Below are 22,631 nucleotides of genomic sequence, written 5' to 3'. Positions count from 1 at the left end.
TTACCATGGCTTGGCAAACAGCTCGGTAGAGAAGTTGCCGATGGTGTATTTACATGACTTCTGGTAGCCGAGTGAAAGCACGCAGTTGTTGCCTTCCACCACTGTCGCTCCGTCGAATGCAGGGTTTGCAGCAGTGCCACTACCCCAAATATTGTGGAGTTCAACACGGAAATTTCCGTTATCCTCAATGTCACCATAGAGAATCTTCGGAGCATCAAACGGAACATTCACTCCGTCGTTGACTACCGACTTTAACTCTGCAGAGAATCCAGAGAAGTATTTGCGGATGTCCACGAAATCCACAAGACAAACAGCACCATTGGCAGGACCTGTGCCATCACAATCAGCATCCACGTCAATATTCAAACTTAAATCTGAAGTTGAAGCGAGTTTATACTGGAAGTTTTCCTTCACTACCTTTATGGCTCCCGGATTCTCCTTGCCCCAGTTGCCCGGCTGAGCCCATCCTGGCTCAAGTCCTACGGCAGTCTGCTTTGCATTGAATTCAAGGTTGGTGTCGAGAGAAACGATGGTGAATGTCACCTCGAAGGTAGAGTTGAAGGCAAGGGCTGTCTCCTCGGTGGTCTCGCCACCTCCGGGATGGAACGGAGTGTCCTTCAATCCATTCCAGCCATCGTTATGTCCGCAACCCCAGATGTTTGCAATCTCAACGCGATACTTGCCATTGTTCTCAATGTCACCATAATAGAACTTGTTTGCATCAAATGGAATAACTTTGCCATCAGCCTTAAGGGTGTCAATCTTGACGAAAGCATTGGGATAGGCAGCTGCGAAGCCCTCGATATCAAGAACATATACCTGTCCGTAAGCGCGAGGCTCGGCTGTGTTGAATGTAACAGTGTATGTACCTGTCTGTCCACCTGCCACTGTCACTGTAGCTCCAGCCCAAGCGTCGGAAGGCTCACCGCCTCCGGGCTTCTGGCCATAGCAATTCAGCGTAGCCTTATATCCATACTTCTCCAACTGCGGAATCATGTTGATACTCAACAGACATGCGCCCTGTGAAGGATCGGTGCGGAGAACGCCCAACTGCAATGACTTGTCGGTGAGTGAGAGTATCTTGATGTTGTTCTTCAAGTCATCTGTATATCCAGGACCAAAGTTGGCAGGAGCGAGACAGTTGGCACCTTCGAGGGTGATGGTCTTGTTTGCCTCGTCCACGGTGTATGTGCCTTCCTCAACGGTTTCCTTGCCGTCGGCATCAACATGCTTGACAACTAATGTGCCATCCTCGTTGAAGGTGATAGAGCCCTGACAGTTGGCTGCGCTACCGCCCACTGCCCATGAGTTGCCGGCAAAGTCGGCATCCCAGCACCAAGAGTCGCCTACGACAGGTTCGCCATTTGTCACTGTACGCCATGAGTCTTCAGTTCCATAGAAGTATGAAGGGCCATGGAATACTTGATACTCACCATCGAGGGTAAGGTCGATTTCCCATGTCTTGCAGAGCAAGGACTTGTCAAACGGTATGTTCTTTGCCACTGAAACGGGGCGTACGGAGAGTGCCTGGTAAACAGGTGTTGTCGAACGGCCGTTGCCGTTTTGGTTAAACAGGTAGCTCATGGCAAACTGACTGTCGGAACCATTGACAGAGCCTGAGAGATAGCGACCTTCTGTGCCTACACCTGCAGTGTTGCCCTTTGTGCGTGAACCGGCAGCGGGCATGAAGATTGAATTGCCGTTAGGACCGGTGAACTGATATCCAGCCACACCTTCCTTCTCCATCCACTCCACCTTGCAGCAGCGGAAGAGTTCCTCATATTCGGCAATAGTAGGAATAGTGGTCTTGCCATCAGTAACCCTGTTGGCAATATCCTGTGCTGACTTATATATATCGCCAGAAGCATAGTCCTCGGGATTGATGCTGGTGTTGTAACCAGTGAGGTCGCCGAAACCTACGAGAGCTCCCAGTTCAGTCTCCGACGAAGCACCGATGTTGCACTTTGCCCACTTGGTGGAGAGGCCAAGGTCAACGAGGTCGTTGTCAACGTCAAATTCCTTGGCAGCAGTGGTGAATTCCTTGGTCTCACCATATACCACGCCCTGACCGAGGTCAAGATAAGCAGCATAATAATATGTCGTGGAAGGAACGAGACCGAGAGCCTCAATACTGTAATCAGTGCCAAGAACACCGGGGATGCGCACACCGGCACGAACACGCTCGTCGCCAGGAACACCCGACACAACGATACCCACCTCAGCGTCGGCAGTCAACTGCTGGATTTGTCCTGACAGTTTCACACTGTTGGCTGTCAAGTCCTTGTAGTCGCCGGTGACAGCCTTGGTGTCGGTAAGAATGAGGCTCTTCACCTCACCCTTTACCGTCACCTTACTTTGCAAACTAACAAATGCCTGATAGTAATAAACTGTTCCTGGCATACCGGAGATTGTAGCACTGAACGTCGCGTCGCTCTGGGCTGTCACACGCTCGGAGAGATTGTCCTGCGATGTGCCGTAATAGAATCCCGTGACGTATGCGCTTGAAGACTGAGCCTCAAGACCGTCAACAGTACCGTTCATGGTTGCCGACGTTGCGGTGACGTCAGCCGAACCAGTGACGACCGAACCGTCCTTGAGCAGTGGGGTAGTGCCTACACCATACTCAACGTCGTCGCTACATGCCGTAAAGCATAAGCCGAGGACGAAGGTCATTATACTATATAATATTTTATTTTTCATTTTATCTTCTTGTTTAAGAATTTACATTTTATAATTCTTAGTCACAATATCACTCGATGACACATGTTACACTCTCGAACATATCAGTGTAGTCACCTTCTCCAAATCCGTCAAACTGGATTGAGAGGTCGAGACAAGTGGAAGTGAATTTCTGTGTAGAACCAGTGGTGTTGGTAAGTGTGACGGTGGTCTCGCCGTCAACATTCACTGTCACTGCATCATCAAGGTCGAAGCATCCAGGCTCCCATGTCTTCTTAATGTTATTGTCTATAAGGGCACACTTAGGAGTCTTGCTCCATGTGATGACTCCAGGCTTGAGCTTGAATGTCACCTTAATAGTCTGGTTCTTCTTCAGTTTCACGCTTGCTGCATCCTTGAAGATACCGATACCGCCATCACCATAATGGTGGAATCCGAGACGCACGCATCCGTTCTCTGTCCATGATATTCCCTCGTCACCGTAGTTGGTGTTGAGAGGCACTACGGTAGGACCTGTTGCTCCTGTCTCAATCTTCTTGAAGTTGAGGGTCGCGCAGAGATAAGAGTCAATGTTGCCGTTCTCGTCATTTGAAGAAGGAACACCGATAGTCACCGACTCTCCCGGTTCGCAAGCGAGAACTGTGAACTCCTTACCGGCCACGGTCACTGTGCGTGTGTCGTTGCTTGCTGTGAGGATGGTAATCTCTTCGTCGAAGGTAAGTTTGTCGTCAGCAATAGTCACCTTGCCCGACTTCTCGCCGCACTCATAGTTGTAAGAGCCGTCGGAAGCGCGGGAGATAACGAGCTCGAAGTCGCCAATCTCGTCGCCGCATGCCGGTGCCCAGTTGGTGGTGTAGTCACCATTGGCAACGTTCTCCCACTTGCTCACTGCAGGCGAACCGTTCCACCACATCCAGTCGTAAGGAGTCTCGTCGTTGATGATGAATGTCATCTGGTTGCCCACGTATGTCACACCATTAATCTCGGTAGTGAACAGGTCGGTAGTGAGGTTGCTGAATGTAGGCAGCTCAGGCTCAGTCTTCTCGATGAGTCCGCTCTCCTCCTTTGGTATGCACTCGCCATTGGTGTCGATAACCTCTTGCGACACGAAGTTCCAGATAAGCCACCAAGGACCCTCAGAGTTGGTACGCATTGTGGCAATCTGCAACAGATAAGGTGTACACTCGATAATCTTCACGTCCTGGGTATAGTTGGAGCATACCTCATCGAAAGCCGCATTGTGCAATGAGTAGCAGTCGCTGAACGAGATGACGGGATGAGTCTTGTCGCTCACGTTGAGATTGAACTTACCATTCATCATCGTACCGCCATTGGCGTCGTTGCGGAACACAACTGCCGTACAGCCGTTCTTGGCGTCAAGACCGAACTCCATGTAAGAGCTCATGTATGGGTCGTCGGCAGGAATAAGCCATGACTGGAAGCCAGGGTCCCAGTTAGGTGCCCAGTTGGCACTACCAAACATAAGGTCGGTAGAACCGGAGCCATCGTTCCTCACGTCGTCAGGGTTGCCATACATCACTGGGCCGGTGCAACGTCCCACACCGTAGTTGCCGTTGCAGGGCACCCACTTCTTTGTCTTGCCAACTCCACCGGCGAGGTTAACCCACATCTCGTCGCTCAGCTGTGCGAAGTCGTTCTGTGAGAGGCTGAACTGATATGGTTCACCATAAACCACTCCCGCACGTGTCTCGGCACCGAGAGTCACCTCATAGTCGCCGGCAAACGGCAGGCCGAGGGTCAGTTTCTGTTCTTGAGAGCGACCGTTAGGAGTCACCCACAACGGTGTGCATCCCTTGAGCTTCGACTCGAGGGTCACGTAGTTACCGTCGATGGTCACGGTATAGGCGTCCGGACATTTCAGGTCGTCGCTCGAATATTGGGCGTCACCAAAGCTGAAGTCGTCCGGCGAACAGGCTGCCAGCATCATTGCGGCTCCTGCCATCATTGTATATATCTTTTTCAGTTTCATAAGAAATGAACTTTAATATCTAAATATTTAATTATTTTAATTCTTTAATTTCTCAATAGAATTAAGAATTACCATCCGGCATTCTGAGTAAGAACACCACCCGAAAGAGTAATCTGAGTATTAGGTATCTGCATCAGACCCTTCTTGGCTGTGAAGTTTTCTACCTTGAATGATGTAGTTGTCTCCACACCACCATTGATCACCTTGGCTCCGTCCTGAGCCTCGGCAATGGCACGTCCGGCGTAAGCACCGTCCTTCTCGTAGCGCATGAGGTCCCAGAAGTGGATGCCCTCGAAGGCAAACTCTATGGCACGCTCCTTGCGTATGTTCTCGATGCTGTAGGAGAGAGACTCACCCGGGCATGAACGCTGGTGAACCATGTTCAGACCAGTATTTGTGCCTGTCAGCTCAGAGTGCATCAGAAGCACGTCGGCATAGCGCATCACTGTCCAGTCCTGATAGTAGGTAATGTTCATATGCTGCTCGCCAAGCTGGAATCCCACCTCCTGACGTGTACCGTCGGAGAAGCACATCGGGGCATACTTGCGGGTGTAATAACCAGTGTATTCGTATGAGTCGTTGACATCAGCAGTGAAACCGGCATCGGCACAGCTCCATACGCAAGCACTGAAACGTGGGTCTTCCTTGTAGGTATCGACGAACTTCTGTGTCACTGAGCATGCACCCCAACCAGAGGCAATGTTCACGCTTGTAGCACACTTGTTGCGCGGACCGAGATACACCTGGAACACGTTACCGTCGGCATTGCCGTTATAGTCGGCAGTAGCGGCAAACTTAAGGTTGAGGATAACCTCCTTGGAGATGTCGCTCACCCATCCACTGCCATCATAGTACTTCCCCTTGAATGTGGTGTTCCATGCGTAAGCACCACCGTTAGAACCATCGGTAGTACATGCTGGCATAAAGAGGTCGGCATAGTTTGCCTCAAGCTCATAACCGCCATTGTCAATCACGTCGTTGAGCGCGTCGATAGCCTCCTGCTTGGTGCAACCTTCATTTTCCTGTCCATAGTAGCCAGTATAATATAGGTACGCGCGAGCCAACAGAGCCTCGGCGGCATATTTTGTTATACGTCCGTCGGTGTCGCCCCGGCCCGACAATGGGAATGCGTCGGCTGGGATGTTGGCGGCTGCATATTTCAAGTCCTCAAATATCTGCTTATATACCTCAGAGGCGGCAGTGCGCGGAAGATTTTCCTCAGTGGGCACTGTAACGAGAGGCACGTCGCCAAACATACGGGCGAGGTCGAAGTAGAGAATGGCACGCAAGGCACGGGCTTGCCCTATGATACGGCCGCGGGCGGAAAGGTCACCACCCCAGTCGGCAGTCTCCTCAGCCTGAATAACCTTGTTGCAACGGAAAATGGCTGCATAGTAGTTGATCCAGTCGGTGTTGAAGAGGTTGTTATACGATGGTGCTACGGAGATGTCAAATTGGTCGAGCACGTTATTGTTCTTGGCGTCCGAGAAACCAAGACCTCCATGTGCCTGGTCGGAGGCAAACTCAGCCAGCATGTACATGCCGATTTCCTCGCTGCTTATGGTGCGCTGCCAACCGTCGTAGCAGCCCACGAGAGCCATGTCGAGAGCTTCGGCGTTGCGGTAAGCTGTCTCGTCGTTCTGACTTGTCATCGACTCGGTATCCATCGAGCACGATGTCATTGTCAGACCTGCCACAGCCAATGCGCTATATAGAAATATGTGTTTTGTATTCATAAGAACTTTAATTCTTTATTATTATATACTTTAATTTCTTAAGTTTCTAATCTATGATTAGAACGCCACGTTCATACCCACAAGGAATGTGCGGGGATGAGGATAGTAACCCATATCCACTCCTGATACCCATGAGTCGGAGCTGTTGCCGTTGGTTCCGTTGTAAGAACCGATTTCAGGATCCATGCCGTCATACTTCGTGAGAGTGAGAAGGTTCTGGGCCTGAACGTAGAGGCGGAGCTTAGAGATGCCCTTCCAAGAGATAAGTTTCTTGAAGTCGTAGCCCAAGGTGAGGTTCTGCAGACGGATGTAGTCGCCATCCTGTAGATAGAGGTCGGAGAACTGCCAGTTGCCAACATCGCCGTAAGTCACGCGAGGAATCTTGTTGCTTGTGCCCTCACCGGTCCAGCGGTCGAGAATCTGACGGCTGTAGTTGCCCTGTGAAGAGTTAGGGTCGCGATAAGACTGGGCAATCTGGAATCCGGCAGCACCGGTGAAGTTGGCACTGAGGTCGAAGCCCTTGCAACTCATTGTAAGGTTGAAGCCGAAAGTGTATTGGGGCAGACCGTTGCCAAGGTCAACCTTGTCGGTGGCATTAATCTGTCCGTCGCGGTTGATGTCGATATATTTCACGTCGCCAGGTTGTACGTTCGACTGCAGCACGCCGTTGCCTGCAGCAATCCAGTCGGTTATTTCCTGCTGGTTCTGGAAGATGCCAGCGGTCTTGAAGCCCCAGAAGTAACCTATGGCGTGGCCGTTCTCGGCACGGTAGAACTCTTCGGCGTTGGAATAAATCTGGTTGGTGGCACCGTGGATGATTCCGTCCTCAGTAGGAATGCTGCCCACCTCGTTGTGGTTGTAGGCAAAGTTTCCACCAACACTGTAAGAGAAGTCCTTGCCGATGTTGTCGTTCCATGTAAGGCCAAGCTCAATACCGGTGTTCTTCACGTCACCACCGTTGATGACTGGACCTTGTGTTCCGGCAGTTGCCAATACAGGAGCCTGTACGAGCCAGTCCTTGGTCGTCTTGATATACCAGTCGGCAGTCAGCGACAGGCGGCTTTGGATGAAGCGTGCGTCGATACCCACGTTAAACTGCTCTGATGTCTCCCACTTCACGTTCTCGTTGGCAAGACGTGATGGATAAGAACCTGTTGACCAACCGCTCTGACCGGCTTGGGTTCCGAAGTTATAGTTGGTGTTGCTCGTTGTAACAGGAGCAAGATACTGATAGCAGTTGATGTTGGCGTTACCCACCTGACCCCAGCTTGCGCGAAGTTTCAGGAAGTCGAGCCAGCCCTTAGTGCTCTTCATGAACTCTTCCTCGGAGATTGTCCAACCAGCTGACACTGACGGGAAGTAGCCCCAACGGTGTCCGGGAGCGAACTTCGACGACTCGTCGGCACGTATTGTCGCGTTGAGCATATAGCGCTCTTTCCACGACCATCCAAGGCGTGCGAAGAGCGACATTCCGCGGGTCTCGTCGTAAGGAGCACCGTTCACATTCTTGTTGTCGGTTCCGTTAGTATTATTAAGGTACGCGTGATCCCAGTCACCGAATCCGGCGATGAGACCGTCGTTGTAACCGCCAGTGCTGCTACCGTTATAGCGCGACCACTCCGAACCGATGAGTGCCGAGAAGTCGTGACCGCCCTTCAGGGTAAAGTCATACTGTGCGGTGTTTGTCCATACCATCGACAGGCCGTGACCATTGCTTTGGTTCACCTTGGTGAGAGTGTTGGCACTCTGAGGAGTGAACTGATAGATAGGAGTAAACGAACGGTATTCTGAAGTGCCGTAGCTGATGCCATATACGGTCTTGATCTTTAGGTTCTTGATAGGTTCAATCTGCATATAAACGTTTGCATCGAGAGTACCGCCCTTGTTCTGGTTGAAGCGATTGACCATCATGTTTCCGTAGGGGTTGCCGTCGTTGACGTTCCAGTCGGAGTTGACAGTGCTTGCATAGTCGCCGTTCTCGTCAAAGACAGGATGAATGGGTGAAGATGAGAATGCGCCGCGGAGGTTGTTGTTCCAGATGTTACCTGTACCCATACCCCTCTGTGTCTTCCAAACGAAGCTCACGCGCTCACCTATGGTGATGAGTCCGTCGTACATCTTGTGCTCAGAGTTGGCGCGGAAGTTGAAACGACGGTAGTTGCTTACCTCCGAACCACCGATGACACCGTCCTGACCCGTATAGCCACCGGAGATGACGTAGGTAGAGGTCTTTGAGCCGCCGGTGAAGGCAAGACTGTGACTGGTGGTCAATGCGCCGTCCTCAATAGCCTGGTCAATCCAGTCGGTGTCATACACGTTGCCGTTGGCGTCGTGTATCGCATTAAGCGAAGCCCAGTCAACGGGAGAGAGACCGCTGTTCAGCCGAGCCTCATCCATAATAGTCATATACTCCTGTGCATTAAGCATCTTGAACTTGCGTCCTACGGTCTGCCAACCCACATATCCGTCGTAGGTGATCTTGCTTGATCCTTCCTTACCGCTCTTTGTCGTTACGAGAACGACACCGTTGGCAGCTTGTGCACCGTAGATGGCGGCAGAGGCAGCATCCTTCAACACGTCGATACGCTCGATGTCGGCAGGGTTAAGGGTAGTGATGTCGCCACCTATACCATCAATAAGGTATAAGGGCTGAGAGTTGCCCACAGTACCGAGACCACGGATAGTCACACTCATCGAGGCACCAGGCTGACCTGATGTGGAAACGATGTTCACACCTGGAGTCTGTCCCTGCATTGCTGCCAAGGGGTTGGTGGTGTTGAGCTTCTGGATGTCGTCACCCTTGAGCTGGGTTGTGGCGCCGGTGACGAGTTTTTTCTTCATCGTGCCGTAACCGATTACCACGACTTCCTCGAGCGACTTTCCGTCTTCTTCGAGAGTGACGTCAATCTTGTTTCCCTTAACCTTTACTTTCTTTGTCACATATCCTATATATGTGAACACGAGAGTCTGGCCGTCGTTGGCCTTGATGGTGTAATTACCGTCGAAGTCGGTAATGGTGCCGCCTTGCGCACCTTCCACCTGTACGGTGGCACCGATGAGCGGTTCGTTGTCGGCAGCGGATGTCACGCGTCCTGTGATATCCTTTGCCACAATGTTGCCTGCTCCGAAGAAAGCCGTCGCCTGCAGCATCAGCAGCATGACGATTGCCATGGTCTTCCGAGCGGGATCAACTGTAAGAGTGTTGAGTGCATGACTAACACATCTTTCAATAGATGATTTACTCATAAGTAACATTGTTGTTAGTTTGTAAATGTTTATTATTAATTATTGATTTTTGCTTTCTGAAAATTGTTAGTTTTCTTTGTGCAAAATTAGACATTTTTTAACTAACTACGATGCTAAAATGTTGCGATTATGGTACTATTTTGTTATCAAAGGCGCAAAAATGTTGCGAAATAGGTCAAATCTTTGCAAAAATAGTATTATGAGTGTATATCAGATACCCAATCCGTCAGAAAAAGACACGTCGATGGCCTTGCTCTGAAGTATCTTCGTATGAGGAGGAATACTGTGGGTAAGCCAGATGTTACCTCCCACTATGGAGTGATGTCCGAGAGTGATGCGTCCGAGCACTGAGGAGTTACTGTACACTGTTACATAGTCTTCTATTATCGGATGGCGCGGACAGTTCACCATGTGTCCTTCCTCGTCATACTTGAAACTCTTTGCTCCAAGGGTCACTCCTTGGTAGAGGGTTACGTGGTTGCCAATGATGGCTGTCTCGCCTATCACCACTCCCGTACCATGGTCGATACTGAAATACTCACCGATAATGGCTCCAGGATGGATGTCAATACCTGTTTTGGAGTGGGCCAGCTCTGTTATGATGCGCGGGAGCACAGGTATGCCCAGCACATGCAGCTCATGGGCTATGCGATAGTGAGTCATGGCGTTTACCACCGGATAGCAGAATATCACCTCGCCGTAGTTGTTTGCTGCGGGGTCGTTTTCAAACATTGCTTCCACGTCGGTATAAAGCATGCGTTTCACCTCAGGCAGACGGTCTATAAACGACAATGCCATCTCCACTGCCTTTTGGGGTGCTTGCTGTTCGTCTTCGTCACTGTTGAACAGCAGTCCGCATGCTATCTGCTCTTTCAGCAGAGAGTATAACGACTCCACGTTCACACCTATATAATATTGCCTTATCTGTTCCTCCGGCTGCCTTTTATAGAAATAGTCTGTAAAGATGATTGTCTTACACAGACTGATTATCTGTTTCACTGTCTCAATATTCGGCAGCGGGGCATGACTTCCCGGCACAAAACTGTCTTCCTTCACTGTGTGGCTCGACAGTATCTCAATATTCTTTTTTAATACTTCACTTGCTTTCATATACAATCTGTTATCTCTAACCTCCTCCTTCTACCCTCTACCCTCCTCCTTCCACCCTCTTTAAATACTTATCTCCCCCCTTATACTTCTCTGCATATAGTTTTTCACCTGATGCCAGTCGCTGTAAATGCCTTGCAGATACATCAGTTTCGTCACTGCACTCTCCACCGTACTGTCATGACCGCTTATCACTCCAGCCTCCTTCAACTGGTATCCCGTGTCATAGCGTCCCATCTCCACACTGCCCGCCATACACTGAGAAATGTTTACAATTATCTTACCCTTGCCAGTGGCTTCCTTGAGGGCATTCATCAACCATGGATATTGCGGAGCGTTGCCGCTACCATAGGTACGCATCACTATCGAACGTAGCTTCGGACTCATAAGCACGTGGCGTATCAAATCCTCCTGAATACCTGGGAACACTGTAAAAACAATGACACTCGGGTCGAGCACAAACCTTGGCTGCACCGACTTCGAATAGTCGGGCATGAGTATTCGGCTCGTGTGGTAGTTGATGTTCACCCCGGCATCAGCCAAATGACCATAGTTGAAACTCTCAAAGGCGTTAAAGTTGTCGGCACTCTGCTTCGTGGTGCGGTTGCCGCGCATCAGATGTCCGTTGAAATATATACAAACCTCGGGCACCATTGCCTTGCCGTCTTGATACTTCGCCGACGCTATTTCTATACTCGTTATCACATTCTCCTTCCCGTCGGTTCTCACCTGCCCTATCGGCAACTGGCTGCCGGTAAGTATTACGGGCTTGGTAAGATTCTCAAGCATATAGCTCAGCGCCGATGCAGTATAGGCCATGGTGTCGGTACCGTGAAGAATCACAAAACCATCGTAGAGATTGTAGTTGTTCGTAATAACATGAGCCAGGTCTACCCATCGCTCAGGCGACATGTCACTACTATCGATGGGCGGATTAAACTGAAAAGTGGCAATCTCGGTCGACACCTGCTGAAGCTCTGGCACATTGCTCAGAAGGCTCTCGAAATTGAACGGCTCAAGGGCTCCTGTTCGCGGATTCCTATTCATCCCTATCGTTCCACCAGTGTAGATAAGCAATACTTTATTCATATACGTCATCGTTTACGTAATTTTTAGGTGCAAAAATAAGTAAAAAGTTTGAGAAAGAAAAATTTTTTTCGTATTTTTGCAAGAAAATTATCAGCACTAATCAAAATATCAATAAAACATAAATAAAAGTACAGAAATGAAACAATTTAATGACGAGAATTTTCTGCTCGAAACATCAGTAGCACAGGATTTGTACCATAACCATGCGGCAAAGATGCCCATCATCGACTACCACTGCCATCTCATACCCGAAATGGTGGCAAACGACCATAAGTTCAAGTCGATCACTGAACTATGGCTGGGCGGCGACCACTATAAGTGGCGTGCAATGCGCACCAATGGTGTAGACGAGCGCTTCTGCACAGGAAAGGACACTTCTGACTGGGAGAAGTTTGAGAAGTGGGCGGAGACTATCACTTACTGCTTCCGCAACCCTCTCTACCACTGGTCTCACCTGGAGCTGAAGACTGCCTTCGGCATCACCAAGCAGCTCTCTCCAAAGACAGCCCGCGAAATCTTCGACGAGTGTAACGAAAAGCTGAAGCAGCCGGAGTTCTCTGCCCGTGGTCTCATGCGCCACTATAACGTAGAATGTGTCTGCACCACCGACGACCCTGTTGACGACCTTCGCTACCATAAGCAGACTCGCGAGAGTGGCTTCGAGGTGAAGATGATTCCAGCATGGCGCCCCGACAAAGCCATGAACATCGAAAAGCCAGAGTTCCCACAGTATGTTGAGCAACTGAGCAACGTATCTGGTGTAAGCATTTCAAACTTCAAGGAGATGGTTGACGCTCTGCAGAAACGCCACGACTTCTTCCACGAGAACGGATGCCGACTCTCTGACCATGGCATAGAGGAATTCTACGATGAAGAATATACCGACTCGCAGATTGAGACAATCTTCTCTAAGGCTATGAGCGGACAGCAACTCTCCGAATTCGAAATACGTCAGTACAAAAACTGCTTCCTAACCGTTATGGCTGAGATGGATGCCGACGCCGACTGGACACAGCAGTTCCACTATGGTGCTATTCGCGACAACAATACCGCCATGTACGAGAAACTCGGTCCTGACACTGGTTTCGACTCTATAGGCGAGTTCAACACTGCTCGCGCCATGAGCCGCTTCCTCAACAAACTGAACATGAAGGGTAAGCTCACGCGTACCATATTATATACTCTTAACCCATGTGCCAACGAGGTCATCGCCACAATGCTCGGCAACTTCCAGGGTGGCGAGCCAGGAAAGATTCAGTTTGGCTCTGGATGGTGGTTCAACGACCAGCTCGACGGCATGACCCGTCAGATGAACGCTCTCTCTGTTCTCGGTCTGCTGAGCCGCTTCGTAGGTATGCTCACCGACTCTCGTTCGTTCCTGAGCTATCCTCGCCACGAGTATTTCCGTCGTCTTCTCTGCAACATTCTCGGCAACGACGTAGAGAAAGGTCTTCTCCCCAACGACCAGGAAATTCTCTCACGCATGGTTGAGGACATCTCCTACAACAACGCCCGCCGCTACTTCAAGTTCTATTAAGAAACAAAAAAAGCTGCATCTTATTGGATGCAGCTTTTTTTTTGGATGGAAAACTTATCACTTGCAACAAGCGCAAGGCTTTAGTTGCTTGAAGAAGTCATTGCCCTTGTCGTCCACAAGTATGAATGCGGGGAAGTCCTCTACGGTAATCTTCCAAATAGCTTCCATGCCGAGTTCAGGATATTCCACACACTCAATGCTCTTGATAGAGCTCTGCGACAATACAGCAGCCACACCACCGATAGTGCCGAGATAGAAACCGCCATGCTTCTTGCAAGCCTCTGTCACGCAGTCACCACGATTACCCTTGGCAATCATCACAAGCGATGCTCCATTAGCCTGGAACTCATCCACATACGGGTCCATACGATTGGCTGTGGTCGGACCCATCGAACCACAAGGATAACCCTCAGGAGTCTTGGCTGGTCCGGCATAAAGTATTGGATGATCCTTGAAATACTGAGGCATACCCTCACCTGCATCCAGACGAGCCTTGAGCTTGGCATGTGCAATGTCGCGTGCCACGATAATCGTTCCCTTGAGGTTCACGCGGGTGCTGACAGGATACTTTGTCAGTTCTTCACGCACTGCGTCAATACCCTTGTCGAGGTCTATCTCAATGCCTGTCGGGCCCTCGCCAGGATTGCGAAGCTCCTCAGGTATAAGTTCAGTAGGACAGTCGTCCATCTTCTCTATCCATATACCATCTTTGTTTATCTTAGCCTTGATATTTCTGTCGGCAGAACAGCTGACGCCCATACCTATAGGACAGCTTGCTCCATGGCGTGGCAGACGAATCACGCGGATGTCGTGAGCGAGATATTTTCCGCCAAACTGAGCACCAAGTCCTATCTTGTGAGCCTCCTTCAGCAGTTTCTCCTCAAGGTCGATGTCGCGGAACGCACGTCCTGTCTCGTCGCCGGTAGTAGGCAGACTGTCGTAATACTTTATTGAAGCGAGCTTCACGGTCAGAAGGTTTTTCTCTGCCGAAGTACCTCCAATGACAAAGGCGATATGGTATGGCGGACAAGCAGCGGTGCCAAGATGCTTCATCTCCTCCACGAGGAATGGCAGCAGTGTGCCTTCATTCTGGATTGTGGCCTTGGTCATTGGGTAGAAATAGGTCTTGTTGGCAGAACCACCACCCTTTGCCACCATCACAAAGCGGTATTCATCGCCTTCCACTGCCTCAATGTCTATCTGTGCAGGCAGGTTGCAACGTGTGTTCACCTCGTCATACATGTTCAGCGGAGCATTCTGCGAATAGCGGAGGTTGTCCTGAGTGTAAGTGTTATACACACCAAGCGAGAGAGCTTCCTCGTCCTCAAAGTCAGTCCACACACGCTGTCCCTTCTCACCATGTATAATAGCAGTACCTGTATCTTGACAGAAAGGCAGTATGCCCTTGCATGCTGTCTCGGCATTGCGCAGGAACTGCAGTGCCACATACTTGTCGTTCTCAGATGCTTCGGGGTCGGTAAGAATCTTAGCCACCTGCTCGTTATGTTCACGGCGCAGCATGAACTCCACGTCGTGGAAAGCCTGCTGGGCAAGCAGTGTCAGTGCTTCCTTTGATACCTTTAGGATTGTCTTTCCCTCAAACTCTCCCGTTGAGACGCCTTCTTTCGAAAGAAGACGATATTCTGTCTTGTCTTCGCCCAATTGGAACATTGGGGCATACTTAAAATCTGGAATATTTGCCATACTTTATTATATTTATAATAATTTATATCGAAATTTTTCTGAGAAGTTAAGGATGTTAATGATTTTACCACCCCGAACTGGCACCTCCTCCTCCCGAGCTTCCGCCTCCCCAGCTTCCGCCCGAGAATCCACCGCCTCCACCCGAGAATCCGCCTCCACGTCGGCCTCCGCCAAGCATAGAGCCAATTATCATGCCGTTGGCAATGTCATTATTGTCGTTTGGTGTGATGTCATGGTCTTTTGTCACCACCTTTCCGCAGTTTCCGCAAATAAAGGTGTCGCGGCGATAGGTTCTTTTACCCTTCTTTATCACATTTGTCGAAATACGCTTCAACGCCGTCTTCTTGCAATGCGGACAACGTCTGCTCATTCGATCTACGAATTTAATAAACAACAAGAACATTATCACGATGGCAAGCACCACGCCAATGGCTACATAAAACGGAATGTCCTCTTCCTCGTCGGAGGCCTGTTCGGGTTTCATTGTTCCGTCGAGCACTTCCGTCACGGCCTTCACTCCCGCCACCATACCTCCATCGCGGTCACCTTTCTTAAACCTAGGCACCATATACCGCATCTGTATTCGCTTGCTCAGAGCGTCGGTCATTGTACCTTCCAGTCCATACCCGTTTTCAAATCTTATCCTGTGAATATCCTCCACATAAAGAATGAGCATGCCGGAATTGGTCTTCTTTCCGCCTATGCCCCATGTGCGTAGCAGTTTAGTACCAAACTCCACGAAGTCGGCCTCGCCTATCGACGGCAGCATTACCACCGCCACCTCAATGCCCGTGGTCTGTTTCAGCCTTGCCAACATCAAGTTTATGGAGTCACGGGCGGCAATTCCGAGCAAATTCTCAGGGTCGCTGACGCGCTGGCGCGAGTCTTTGAGCTGCACGTTGGGCACATCCTCCACCGTGTAGCTCTTCGCCGTGGCCATGGCAGTTGCCAAAAGCATCACGACCCACATTATAAGTCGAAACATGTTTTTTCTCATCCCTCACTCCTCACTGCTCACTTCTCATTTATTATTAGAACTGTACTTCAGGAGCCTTTTCAGCACCTTTTTCAGCCTCGAAATAAGCCTTTTTCTCAAATCCAAACATACCTGCAAGGATATTCTTCGGGAAACGGCGTATCTCAGTGTTAAAGCCTTTAGCGGCTTCGTTAAAGTCGCGACGGGCTGTGTTGATGCGGTTTTCTGTTCCTTCCAGTTGCGACTGCAACTCAAGGAAGTTCTGGTTTGCCTTCAGGTCTGGATATTTCTCCACTATCACCATCAGCCTGCCTAAAGCCGAAGACACGCCCGACTGAGCCTTCTGATACTCAGCAAGTTTCTCTGGTGTGATATTCTGTGGGTCAACCTTCACCGACGATGCTTCGCTACGCGCCTTCACCACGTTCTCGAGTGTCTGGCTCTCGTGAGCGGCATATCCTTTCACGGTGTTTACGAGATTAGGAATGAGGTCGGCCCTGCGCTGATACTGTGTCTCCACGTCAGCCCATTTATTCTGTACGCCCTCATCCAGAGACACCATTCCGTTATAACCGCCGATGCCCCAGAATATTATTATCACTACTATTATTGCCGGAATTATCCAGCCCAAATGTTTTTTAATGTTCATAATTAAATCTATCTAAAAGTTAACAATCAATACTTTCTAAAAAAGTCTCCAATTCCATTCCTCCCATACTCGCCCGCAAAGTTACCAATAATTCCCCACCCCCGCAAGCATTTTACATTTTTTATAACTACATTCACATATTCAGCCAATAAAACAGAAGATTAAGAGTGATGGAGATTATTTATACTTTTTCTGCCATTCTTTTTGATAATTCGATATTTTTTTCTAACTTTGCCGCCATAAAACGCAAGAAATATGGAAAAGAAGACTTTGAAGCGACTGCCTGTGGGCATACAGACCTTTGAGAAAATCAGAGAGAATGATATGCTGTATATCGACAAGACTGAGTGTATCTGGAATATGATACACCTCAGCAACTATATCTTCCTGAGCCGTCCAAGGCGGTTCGGCAAGTCGTTGCTTGTATCTACACTCCAAGCTTATTTCGAGGGACGTAAGGACTTGTTCAAGGGACTTTTTATAGAGACTGTGGAGAAAGAATGGACGGAATATCCCGTGCTGAGATTTAGCATGGCATCGGGCAAACACATGGAGAAAGACCAGTTGGAACGCTATCTTGGCAATCGCCTTGGAGAATATGAAAGGACTTATGGCATTATAAATCCTTCAACAGATAATAATGACCGTTTAACGGCATTGATTCATGCAGCATATAATCAGACTGGAAAAAAGGTAGTAATACTAATCGACGAGTACGATGCTCCGCTGCTTGATGTGGTGCATGAAGAAAAGACGTTGCCTATACTCCGCAATGTGATGCGCAACTTCTATTCGCCCCTGAAAGACTGTGACCCATATCTCCAGTTTGTCTTCCTCACAGGCATCACCAAGTTCTCACAACTCAGCATCTTCAGCGAGCTTAACAACCTTAAGAATATCTCCATGCGCCCAGACTATGCTGCAGTGTGCGGCATCACTGTTGAGGAGATGACAACGCAGATGTCCGACTATATTGACGACTTTGCCGAACATAGGCGGACGACACGCGACGAGGCGGTTGCTGGTCTGAGAAGACAATACGACGGCTACCATTTCACATGGCCATCGCCGGACATCTTCAATCCCTACAGTCTGCTGAACGCATTCCAAGACCATGCCTTCACCAACTACTGGTTTGGCTCCGGCACACCGACATACCTTATAGAGATGATGCGCAAGTTCAACACGCTTCCCTCAGACTTAAGCCACATGGAGGCAATGTCTTACGAGTTCGATGCCCCAACGGAAGGTATGTCGTCGATTACACCGCTGCTATACCAAAGCGGATATGTAACTATCAAGGACTACGAGAGTAATGCGGAGCTATATACCCTCAAGACACCAAACCGTGAGGTTCATATAGGACTTATGAATAGCCTGCTGCCTGTCTATGTAGCCACAAAGGCAGGAAGGGGAATGACCCTTGCTGCCAAGATGAGCATCGCACTAAGGCAAGATGACATCGACGGGGCATTACAACTCCTTCAGGCATATCTTCTCACTGTGCCCTATTGCGACAATGCCAACACTGAGGGGCATTACCAACAAATGCTTTATGTCATACTGTCGCTGCTCGGTCAGTTTACGACCATCGACGTGGAAGTGCATACTGCCACAGGTAGGGTAGATATGGTGATGCAGACAAAAAAGGCTCTTTACCTCTTTGAACTGAAGATAGACAAGTCTGCCGCTGCAGCCATGAGACAAATTGACCTAAAGGATTATGCTGCAAAGTTCAGCCAATGCGGGCTGCCCATAGTCAAGGTAGGCATCAACTTCGACTCTGAAAAACGTACCATCGGGGAGTGGGAAAAATCAATATGAAAAAGTATCTATTCCTGATTGTGCTGCTCTGCGGCGCGCTAATGCTACAAGCGGAAAACTATCCCTATCGTTCTGACTATCTCTGGTTGACTCAGCCCGACCATGCCGACTGGATCTATAAGACTGGCGAGAAGGCGAAAGTGGAGGTAGGGTTCTATATCTACGGTGTGCCACAGGACATTGAGGTGGCGTATGAGATAGCACCCGACATGATGCCCGCAACGGCAAAAGGAAAGGTGAAACTGAAGAACGGAAGGGCGGTAATAGACATCGGGACAATGAAAAAGGCGGGATTCCTCGACCTCCGACTCACTGCCACAAAAGGCGACAGGAAATTCCAACACCATGTGAAGGTGGGATTCTCGCCGGAGCAGCTGAAGCCATATACCAAGAACCCTGCAGATTTCGACTCCTTCTGGAAGGCAAACATCGAGGAGGCACGAAAGACTCCCGTCGGCGTAAGCTGTAAGAGGGTGGAGGAATACTCCACCGACGAGTTCGACTGCTATCTCCTCAAACTGAAGACAGACAAGCAACACAGCATCTACGGCTATCTCACCAAACCAAAGAAAGAGGGCAGATATCCAGTGGTGCTATGCCCTCCCGGTGCCGGCATAAAGACCATCAAGGAACCAATGCGCAACACCTATTACGCACGCAACGGCTTCATTCGACTGGAGATGGAGATTCACGGACTGAACCCGGAAATGACCGCTGAGCAGTTTAAGGAAATCACCTCGGCTTTCGACCGCGAGAACGGCTACCTCACCAACGGACTCGACAACCGCGACAACTACTACATGAAGCATGTCTATGTGGCATGTGTGCGTGCCATCGACTATCTTACCTCGCTGCCCGAATGGGACGGACGCAACGCGTTTGTGCAGGGAGGCAGCCAGGGCGGTGCCTTGGCTTTGATAACAGCCGCCCTCGACACGAGGGTGACAGCATGCGTGGCAAACCATCCCGCACTCTCCGACATGGCAGGCTATCTCGACAACCGTGCAGGAGGCTATCCTCACTTCCATCGTCTCAACGCGATGCTGACGCCAGAGAAGGTGAAGACATTGGAGTATTACGATGTGGTGAATTTCGCACGCCGCATCACCTGTCCCGTATTTCTCACTTGGGGATTCAACGACAACACCTGTCCGCCTACTACAAGCTACATCGTGTGGAACCTGATAACATCGCCCAAGGACTCGCTCGTCACACCCATAAACGAGCACTGGACAACCTTTGAAACAAACTACACCCAAATGCTATGGTTGAAAGAACATTGCAAATAGTACATTTTTTGTACTGGTGCATCAACTTTACCATTTTTGATGATGCAAAGTTACATATTACAATGATACTTACACCCAAACAGCTCTCACGAAGTCAGGAAAAGGGAATGGTCGTCGGCCATTCCCTTTTTCATATACTCGACTTTTTTGATTATTACATATAATCCTTTAAGATTGTCTATAATACTACTTTTATATGCTTGAGATCATCATCAATGCTACTGTTTCCAACCATTATATCGTATTCACCACCTATTACTCGCATGGTATTGGTAGATGCGTCCCAAGTCTCAAAGTTTTCTTTAGGCAAGTCTATCTCCACGCGTTTGGTCTCGCCAGCCTTTATACTTACACGCTTGAAGCCTCTAAGTGATTTTATCGGACCGTCATTATCTTTTGTATGTCGAAGATAAACCTGCACTACTTCGTCTCCATCCAACTTACCAGTGTTGCTTACGTCAACAGTAATCTTACCGTTTTTGTATGAAGGTTTGCCAAATGAGAAAGATGTATAACTAAGTCCATAACCGAAATTCCACAGGGGTTTGCCTGTGAAGTAACGGTAAGTGCGGTTTTTCATAGTATAATCAAGGAAATCTGGCAGGTCATCTACAGAGCGATAGAAGGTGACCGGCAGTTTTCCCGATGGATTATAGTCGCCGAACAACACGTCTGCCACGGCATCGCCACCCCTTTCACCCGGATACCAAGCCTGCATAATAGCTTGACAAGTGGATGTCTCTGGCACGAGAGCAATGGCAGAGCCAGAGCAGTTGACAAAGATAACCTTCTTGCCCACATCGCTGATAGCCTTTATGAGGTCGCGCTGGCATTGTGGCAACTGTATATCTGTGCGGTCGCCACCTTTGAATCCGTATGCATCAACCTTCATTTCCTCGCCCTCAAGTCGGGGAGAAATACCACCGGCAAATACAACATATTCTGCATCTGATATTTCTTTCAATATATCTCCGATAGATTTAGACTTGTTGGTGAACACATCGAATTTCATGTGCGCCATACCGAATATCTGTATGTAGTCAATCTGTATGTCGTATTTTTCTCCAGCCTTCACATTATATGTCTTCGACCATTTCTGCACTCCGTGCGCCTGGCCAAATCTATTCCTTATAGTATCTCCATTTATGATTATGCGATATCCGTCGTCCGCCTCCAGTTCAAAAGTCACCTCCTCGTCCCTTTGAGCCTTAAACAGGGCTTTGTATCGTCCTGAGAAGTTGTCGAGTTCTACGCCCGCAGCAAATGCCGTATTTCCTCCGTTGTTAAGGTTTATTGCATTCTTGTAAATGGCTGTGGCAGCTTGTTTTCCTTCCATCTTGGTATTGTTCCAATAACAGGCTTCCATACCAGCCTTGCCGTCGGGAGTCGTTAAATTTGCAAATCGGCTTTCCCTTACGGTGTTGCTCACGTGTCCGCATCCATCCACATATTTCACACTACCTTGTCCTCTCAGTTTTTTCTCGATTCCTTCGAGGATTGTTACTGTATGAAGTGGATAACCACTATAGTTTCCCCATTGCATCACACTATCGTTGGCATTAGGTCCCATCACAACAATCCTCCCACCATCCTTCTTTAACGGCAATATGTTATCGCTATTTTGCAGCAATACAATACTCTTCTGAGCCATTTCGTAGGCGAGGGCGTTATGCTGCTTTGAGCATAGACGGTCATGTGGTATTTTTGTCCATTCCACGAGGTTGTCATTGTCAAGGTCGCCAAGTCTTATTCTTGCCGTGAGCAGTCGCTTGAGTGATTTGTTTATGGCATCCATAGTCAGTTCACCATTTTCCAAAGCCTTTGGGATATTCTTATATACCGAGCCACATTCCACGTCAGTGCCTGCGATTATGGCTGTTCCTGCAGCTATCGACGGTGTTGCCGACACTTCATGACACCCTTTCTGATAGAAATCGCTGATTGCACCGCAATCGCTCACCACGAGTCCTTGATAACCCCATTCATCCCTCAGTATTCTCTGTAGGTATCTCTTGTTGCCGCAGCAAGGGTCGCCGTCAATTCTTTGATATGCGCACATCACCTCAGCCACGTTTGCTTTCTCTACGAGAGCCTTGAATGCAGGCAGATACGTCTCCCAAAGGTCGCGTTCGGGCAAGTCTTCTATATTGAATGAGTGTCTGTTCCATTCTGGTCCGGAATGAACGGCATAATGCTTTGCGCATGCAAGCAATTTCATGTATTTGCTGTCAATGTGGTTTTTGTTCCCTTGTAGTCCGTTGACAACAGCCACTCCCATGCGTGATGTCAGGAATGGGTCTTCGCCGTATGTCTCCTGTCCGCGTCCCCATCTCGGGTCGCGGAAGATATTTATGTTGGGAGTCCAGAACGACAGACCTTGATAGCGGTTCATTTCGTTTTTGCTCTTTGCCTGCGCATTTTTAATTCGAGCTTCGTCGCTTACAGCATCAAAACAACGATAAAGTAGGGCATCGTCCCAAGAAGCAGCCATACCCATTGTAATTGGGAACACAGTAGTATATCCGTTTCGTCCCACTCCATGTAGTGCTTCGTTCCACCATTGGAAAGATGGGATGCCCAGTCGTTCTATAGCCGGCGATTGGTCCATCATCAGCGCTGTCTTCTCTTCAATTGTCAGTCGGCTGATAAGGTCGTCAGCACGCTCTTCGGCTGACAGGTTGGGGTTCTGGTAGGGCAACATGTTTTGCGCCCCGGCTCCAATTGTAAAGAGAGCCATCAAAGTAGTAATAAGTTGTTTCTTCATTATTATGACAGTTTAAAATAGTTATTCAATGCTGCAAAATT

Annotated in this window: 13 protein-coding genes; 3 read left to right on the top strand and 10 right to left on the bottom strand. The window is 49.2% G+C overall.

Translation table 11 applies throughout. The features are described 5' to 3' along the window. The 6 genes from CIK98_RS03845 to CIK98_RS03820 form a co-directional block, all read right to left on the bottom strand. Window positions 1-2,700: a copper resistance protein NlpE gene (locus tag CIK98_RS03845; RefSeq protein ID WP_141210398.1), complete on the bottom strand. Its 2,700-nt coding sequence runs from the start codon at window positions 2,698-2,700 to the stop codon at window positions 1-3. A 49-nt stretch (window positions 2,701-2,749) separates the two neighbouring features. Further along, window positions 2,750-4,669 carry a hypothetical protein gene (locus CIK98_RS03840; RefSeq protein ID WP_094382961.1) on the bottom strand — a complete coding sequence of 640 codons (1,920 nt, stop codon included), beginning with the start codon at window positions 4,667-4,669 and terminating at the stop codon, window positions 2,750-2,752. A gap of 68 nt (window positions 4,670-4,737) precedes the next feature. Continuing rightward, window positions 4,738-6,405, bottom strand: a complete 1,668-nt coding sequence (locus CIK98_RS03835) for a RagB/SusD family nutrient uptake outer membrane protein (protein ID WP_094382960.1) — start codon at window positions 6,403-6,405, stop codon at window positions 4,738-4,740. A gap of 57 nt (window positions 6,406-6,462) precedes the next feature. Further along, window positions 6,463-9,651: a TonB-dependent receptor gene (locus CIK98_RS03830; RefSeq protein ID WP_094382959.1), complete on the bottom strand. Its 3,189-nt coding sequence runs from the start codon at window positions 9,649-9,651 to the stop codon at window positions 6,463-6,465. A 210-nt stretch (window positions 9,652-9,861) separates the two neighbouring features. Beyond that, complete coding sequence (locus CIK98_RS03825; RefSeq protein ID WP_094382958.1) at window positions 9,862-10,761, bottom strand: serine O-acetyltransferase; 900 nt, start codon at window positions 10,759-10,761, stop codon at window positions 9,862-9,864. A gap of 60 nt (window positions 10,762-10,821) precedes the next feature. Further along, the gene (locus tag CIK98_RS03820; protein WP_094382957.1) at window positions 10,822-11,856 is read right to left on the bottom strand and encodes an asparaginase; all 1,035 of its coding nucleotides are present in this window, start codon (window positions 11,854-11,856) and stop codon (window positions 10,822-10,824) included. A gap of 127 nt (window positions 11,857-11,983) precedes the next feature. Here CIK98_RS03820 and uxaC point away from each other — a divergent pair, with 127 nt between their 5' ends. Then, window positions 11,984-13,384, top strand: coding sequence for a glucuronate isomerase (gene uxaC / locus CIK98_RS03815; protein WP_094382956.1), 1,401 nt, complete (start codon window positions 11,984-11,986; stop codon window positions 13,382-13,384). A gap of 57 nt (window positions 13,385-13,441) precedes the next feature. On the opposite strand, the gene CIK98_RS03810 is transcribed toward uxaC, so the two are convergent. The 3 genes from CIK98_RS03810 to CIK98_RS03800 form a co-directional block, all read right to left on the bottom strand. Next, a complete protein-coding gene (locus CIK98_RS03810; protein ID WP_094382955.1) occupies window positions 13,442-15,088 on the bottom strand; it encodes a fumarate hydratase in 1,647 nt (548 codons plus the stop codon). A 64-nt stretch (window positions 15,089-15,152) separates the two neighbouring features. Then, window positions 15,153-16,073, bottom strand: a complete 921-nt coding sequence (locus CIK98_RS18485) for a YgcG family protein (protein WP_216358952.1) — start codon at window positions 16,071-16,073, stop codon at window positions 15,153-15,155. 46 nt (window positions 16,074-16,119) lie between these two features. Further along, complete coding sequence (locus tag CIK98_RS03800) at window positions 16,120-16,707, bottom strand: LemA family protein (RefSeq protein WP_172409812.1); 588 nt, start codon at window positions 16,705-16,707, stop codon at window positions 16,120-16,122. A 261-nt stretch (window positions 16,708-16,968) separates the two neighbouring features. Between CIK98_RS03800 and CIK98_RS03795 the strand changes: the two genes are divergently transcribed. Beyond that, window positions 16,969-18,537 carry an ATP-binding protein gene (locus CIK98_RS03795; protein ID WP_094382952.1) on the top strand — a complete coding sequence of 523 codons (1,569 nt, stop codon included), beginning with the start codon at window positions 16,969-16,971 and terminating at the stop codon, window positions 18,535-18,537. Then, window positions 18,534-19,826: an acetyl esterase Axe7A gene (gene axe7A / locus CIK98_RS03790; protein ID WP_094382951.1), complete on the top strand. Its 1,293-nt coding sequence runs from the start codon at window positions 18,534-18,536 to the stop codon at window positions 19,824-19,826. The genes CIK98_RS03795 and axe7A overlap by 4 nt, the downstream gene beginning before the upstream one ends. A gap of 178 nt (window positions 19,827-20,004) precedes the next feature. Here axe7A and xyl3A read toward each other — a convergent pair whose 3' ends face one another. Continuing rightward, window positions 20,005-22,590: a xylan 1,4-beta-xylosidase gene (gene xyl3A / locus CIK98_RS03785; protein WP_094382950.1), complete on the bottom strand. Its 2,586-nt coding sequence runs from the start codon at window positions 22,588-22,590 to the stop codon at window positions 20,005-20,007. Window positions 22,591-22,631: the final 41 nt, after the last annotated feature.

Source organism: Prevotella sp. P2-180 (assembly GCF_002251435.1).
In the GTDB taxonomy this organism is placed as follows: domain Bacteria; phylum Bacteroidota; class Bacteroidia; order Bacteroidales; family Bacteroidaceae; genus Prevotella.
Note: the sequence above shows the minus strand (reverse complement) of the source record. Positions and strands in the feature narration are given on the sequence as shown.

Coding starts and splice junctions, on each gene's coding strand:
- CIK98_RS18485 (WP_216358952.1), bottom strand. CDS start 16,073: ATGTTTCGACTTATAATGTGGGTCGTGATGCTTTTGGCAACTGCCATG.
- CIK98_RS03825 (WP_094382958.1), bottom strand. CDS start 10,761: ATGAAAGCAAGTGAAGTATTAAAAAAGAATATTGAGATACTGTCGAGC.
- CIK98_RS03810 (WP_094382955.1), bottom strand. CDS start 15,088: ATGGCAAATATTCCAGATTTTAAGTATGCCCCAATGTTCCAATTGGGC.
- CIK98_RS03820 (WP_094382957.1), bottom strand. CDS start 11,856: ATGACGTATATGAATAAAGTATTGCTTATCTACACTGGTGGAACGATA.
- CIK98_RS03835 (WP_094382960.1), bottom strand. CDS start 6,405: ATGAATACAAAACACATATTTCTATATAGCGCATTGGCTGTGGCAGGT.
- CIK98_RS03845 (WP_141210398.1), bottom strand. CDS start 2,700: ATGAAAAATAAAATATTATATAGTATAATGACCTTCGTCCTCGGCTTA.
- CIK98_RS03795 (WP_094382952.1), top strand. CDS start 16,969: ATGGAAAAGAAGACTTTGAAGCGACTGCCTGTGGGCATACAGACCTTT.
- xyl3A (WP_094382950.1), bottom strand. CDS start 22,590: ATGAAGAAACAACTTATTACTACTTTGATGGCTCTCTTTACAATTGGA.
- CIK98_RS03840 (WP_094382961.1), bottom strand. CDS start 4,669: ATGAAACTGAAAAAGATATATACAATGATGGCAGGAGCCGCAATGATG.
- uxaC (WP_094382956.1), top strand. CDS start 11,984: ATGAAACAATTTAATGACGAGAATTTTCTGCTCGAAACATCAGTAGCA.
- axe7A (WP_094382951.1), top strand. CDS start 18,534: ATGAAAAAGTATCTATTCCTGATTGTGCTGCTCTGCGGCGCGCTAATG.
- CIK98_RS03830 (WP_094382959.1), bottom strand. CDS start 9,651: ATGAGTAAATCATCTATTGAAAGATGTGTTAGTCATGCACTCAACACT.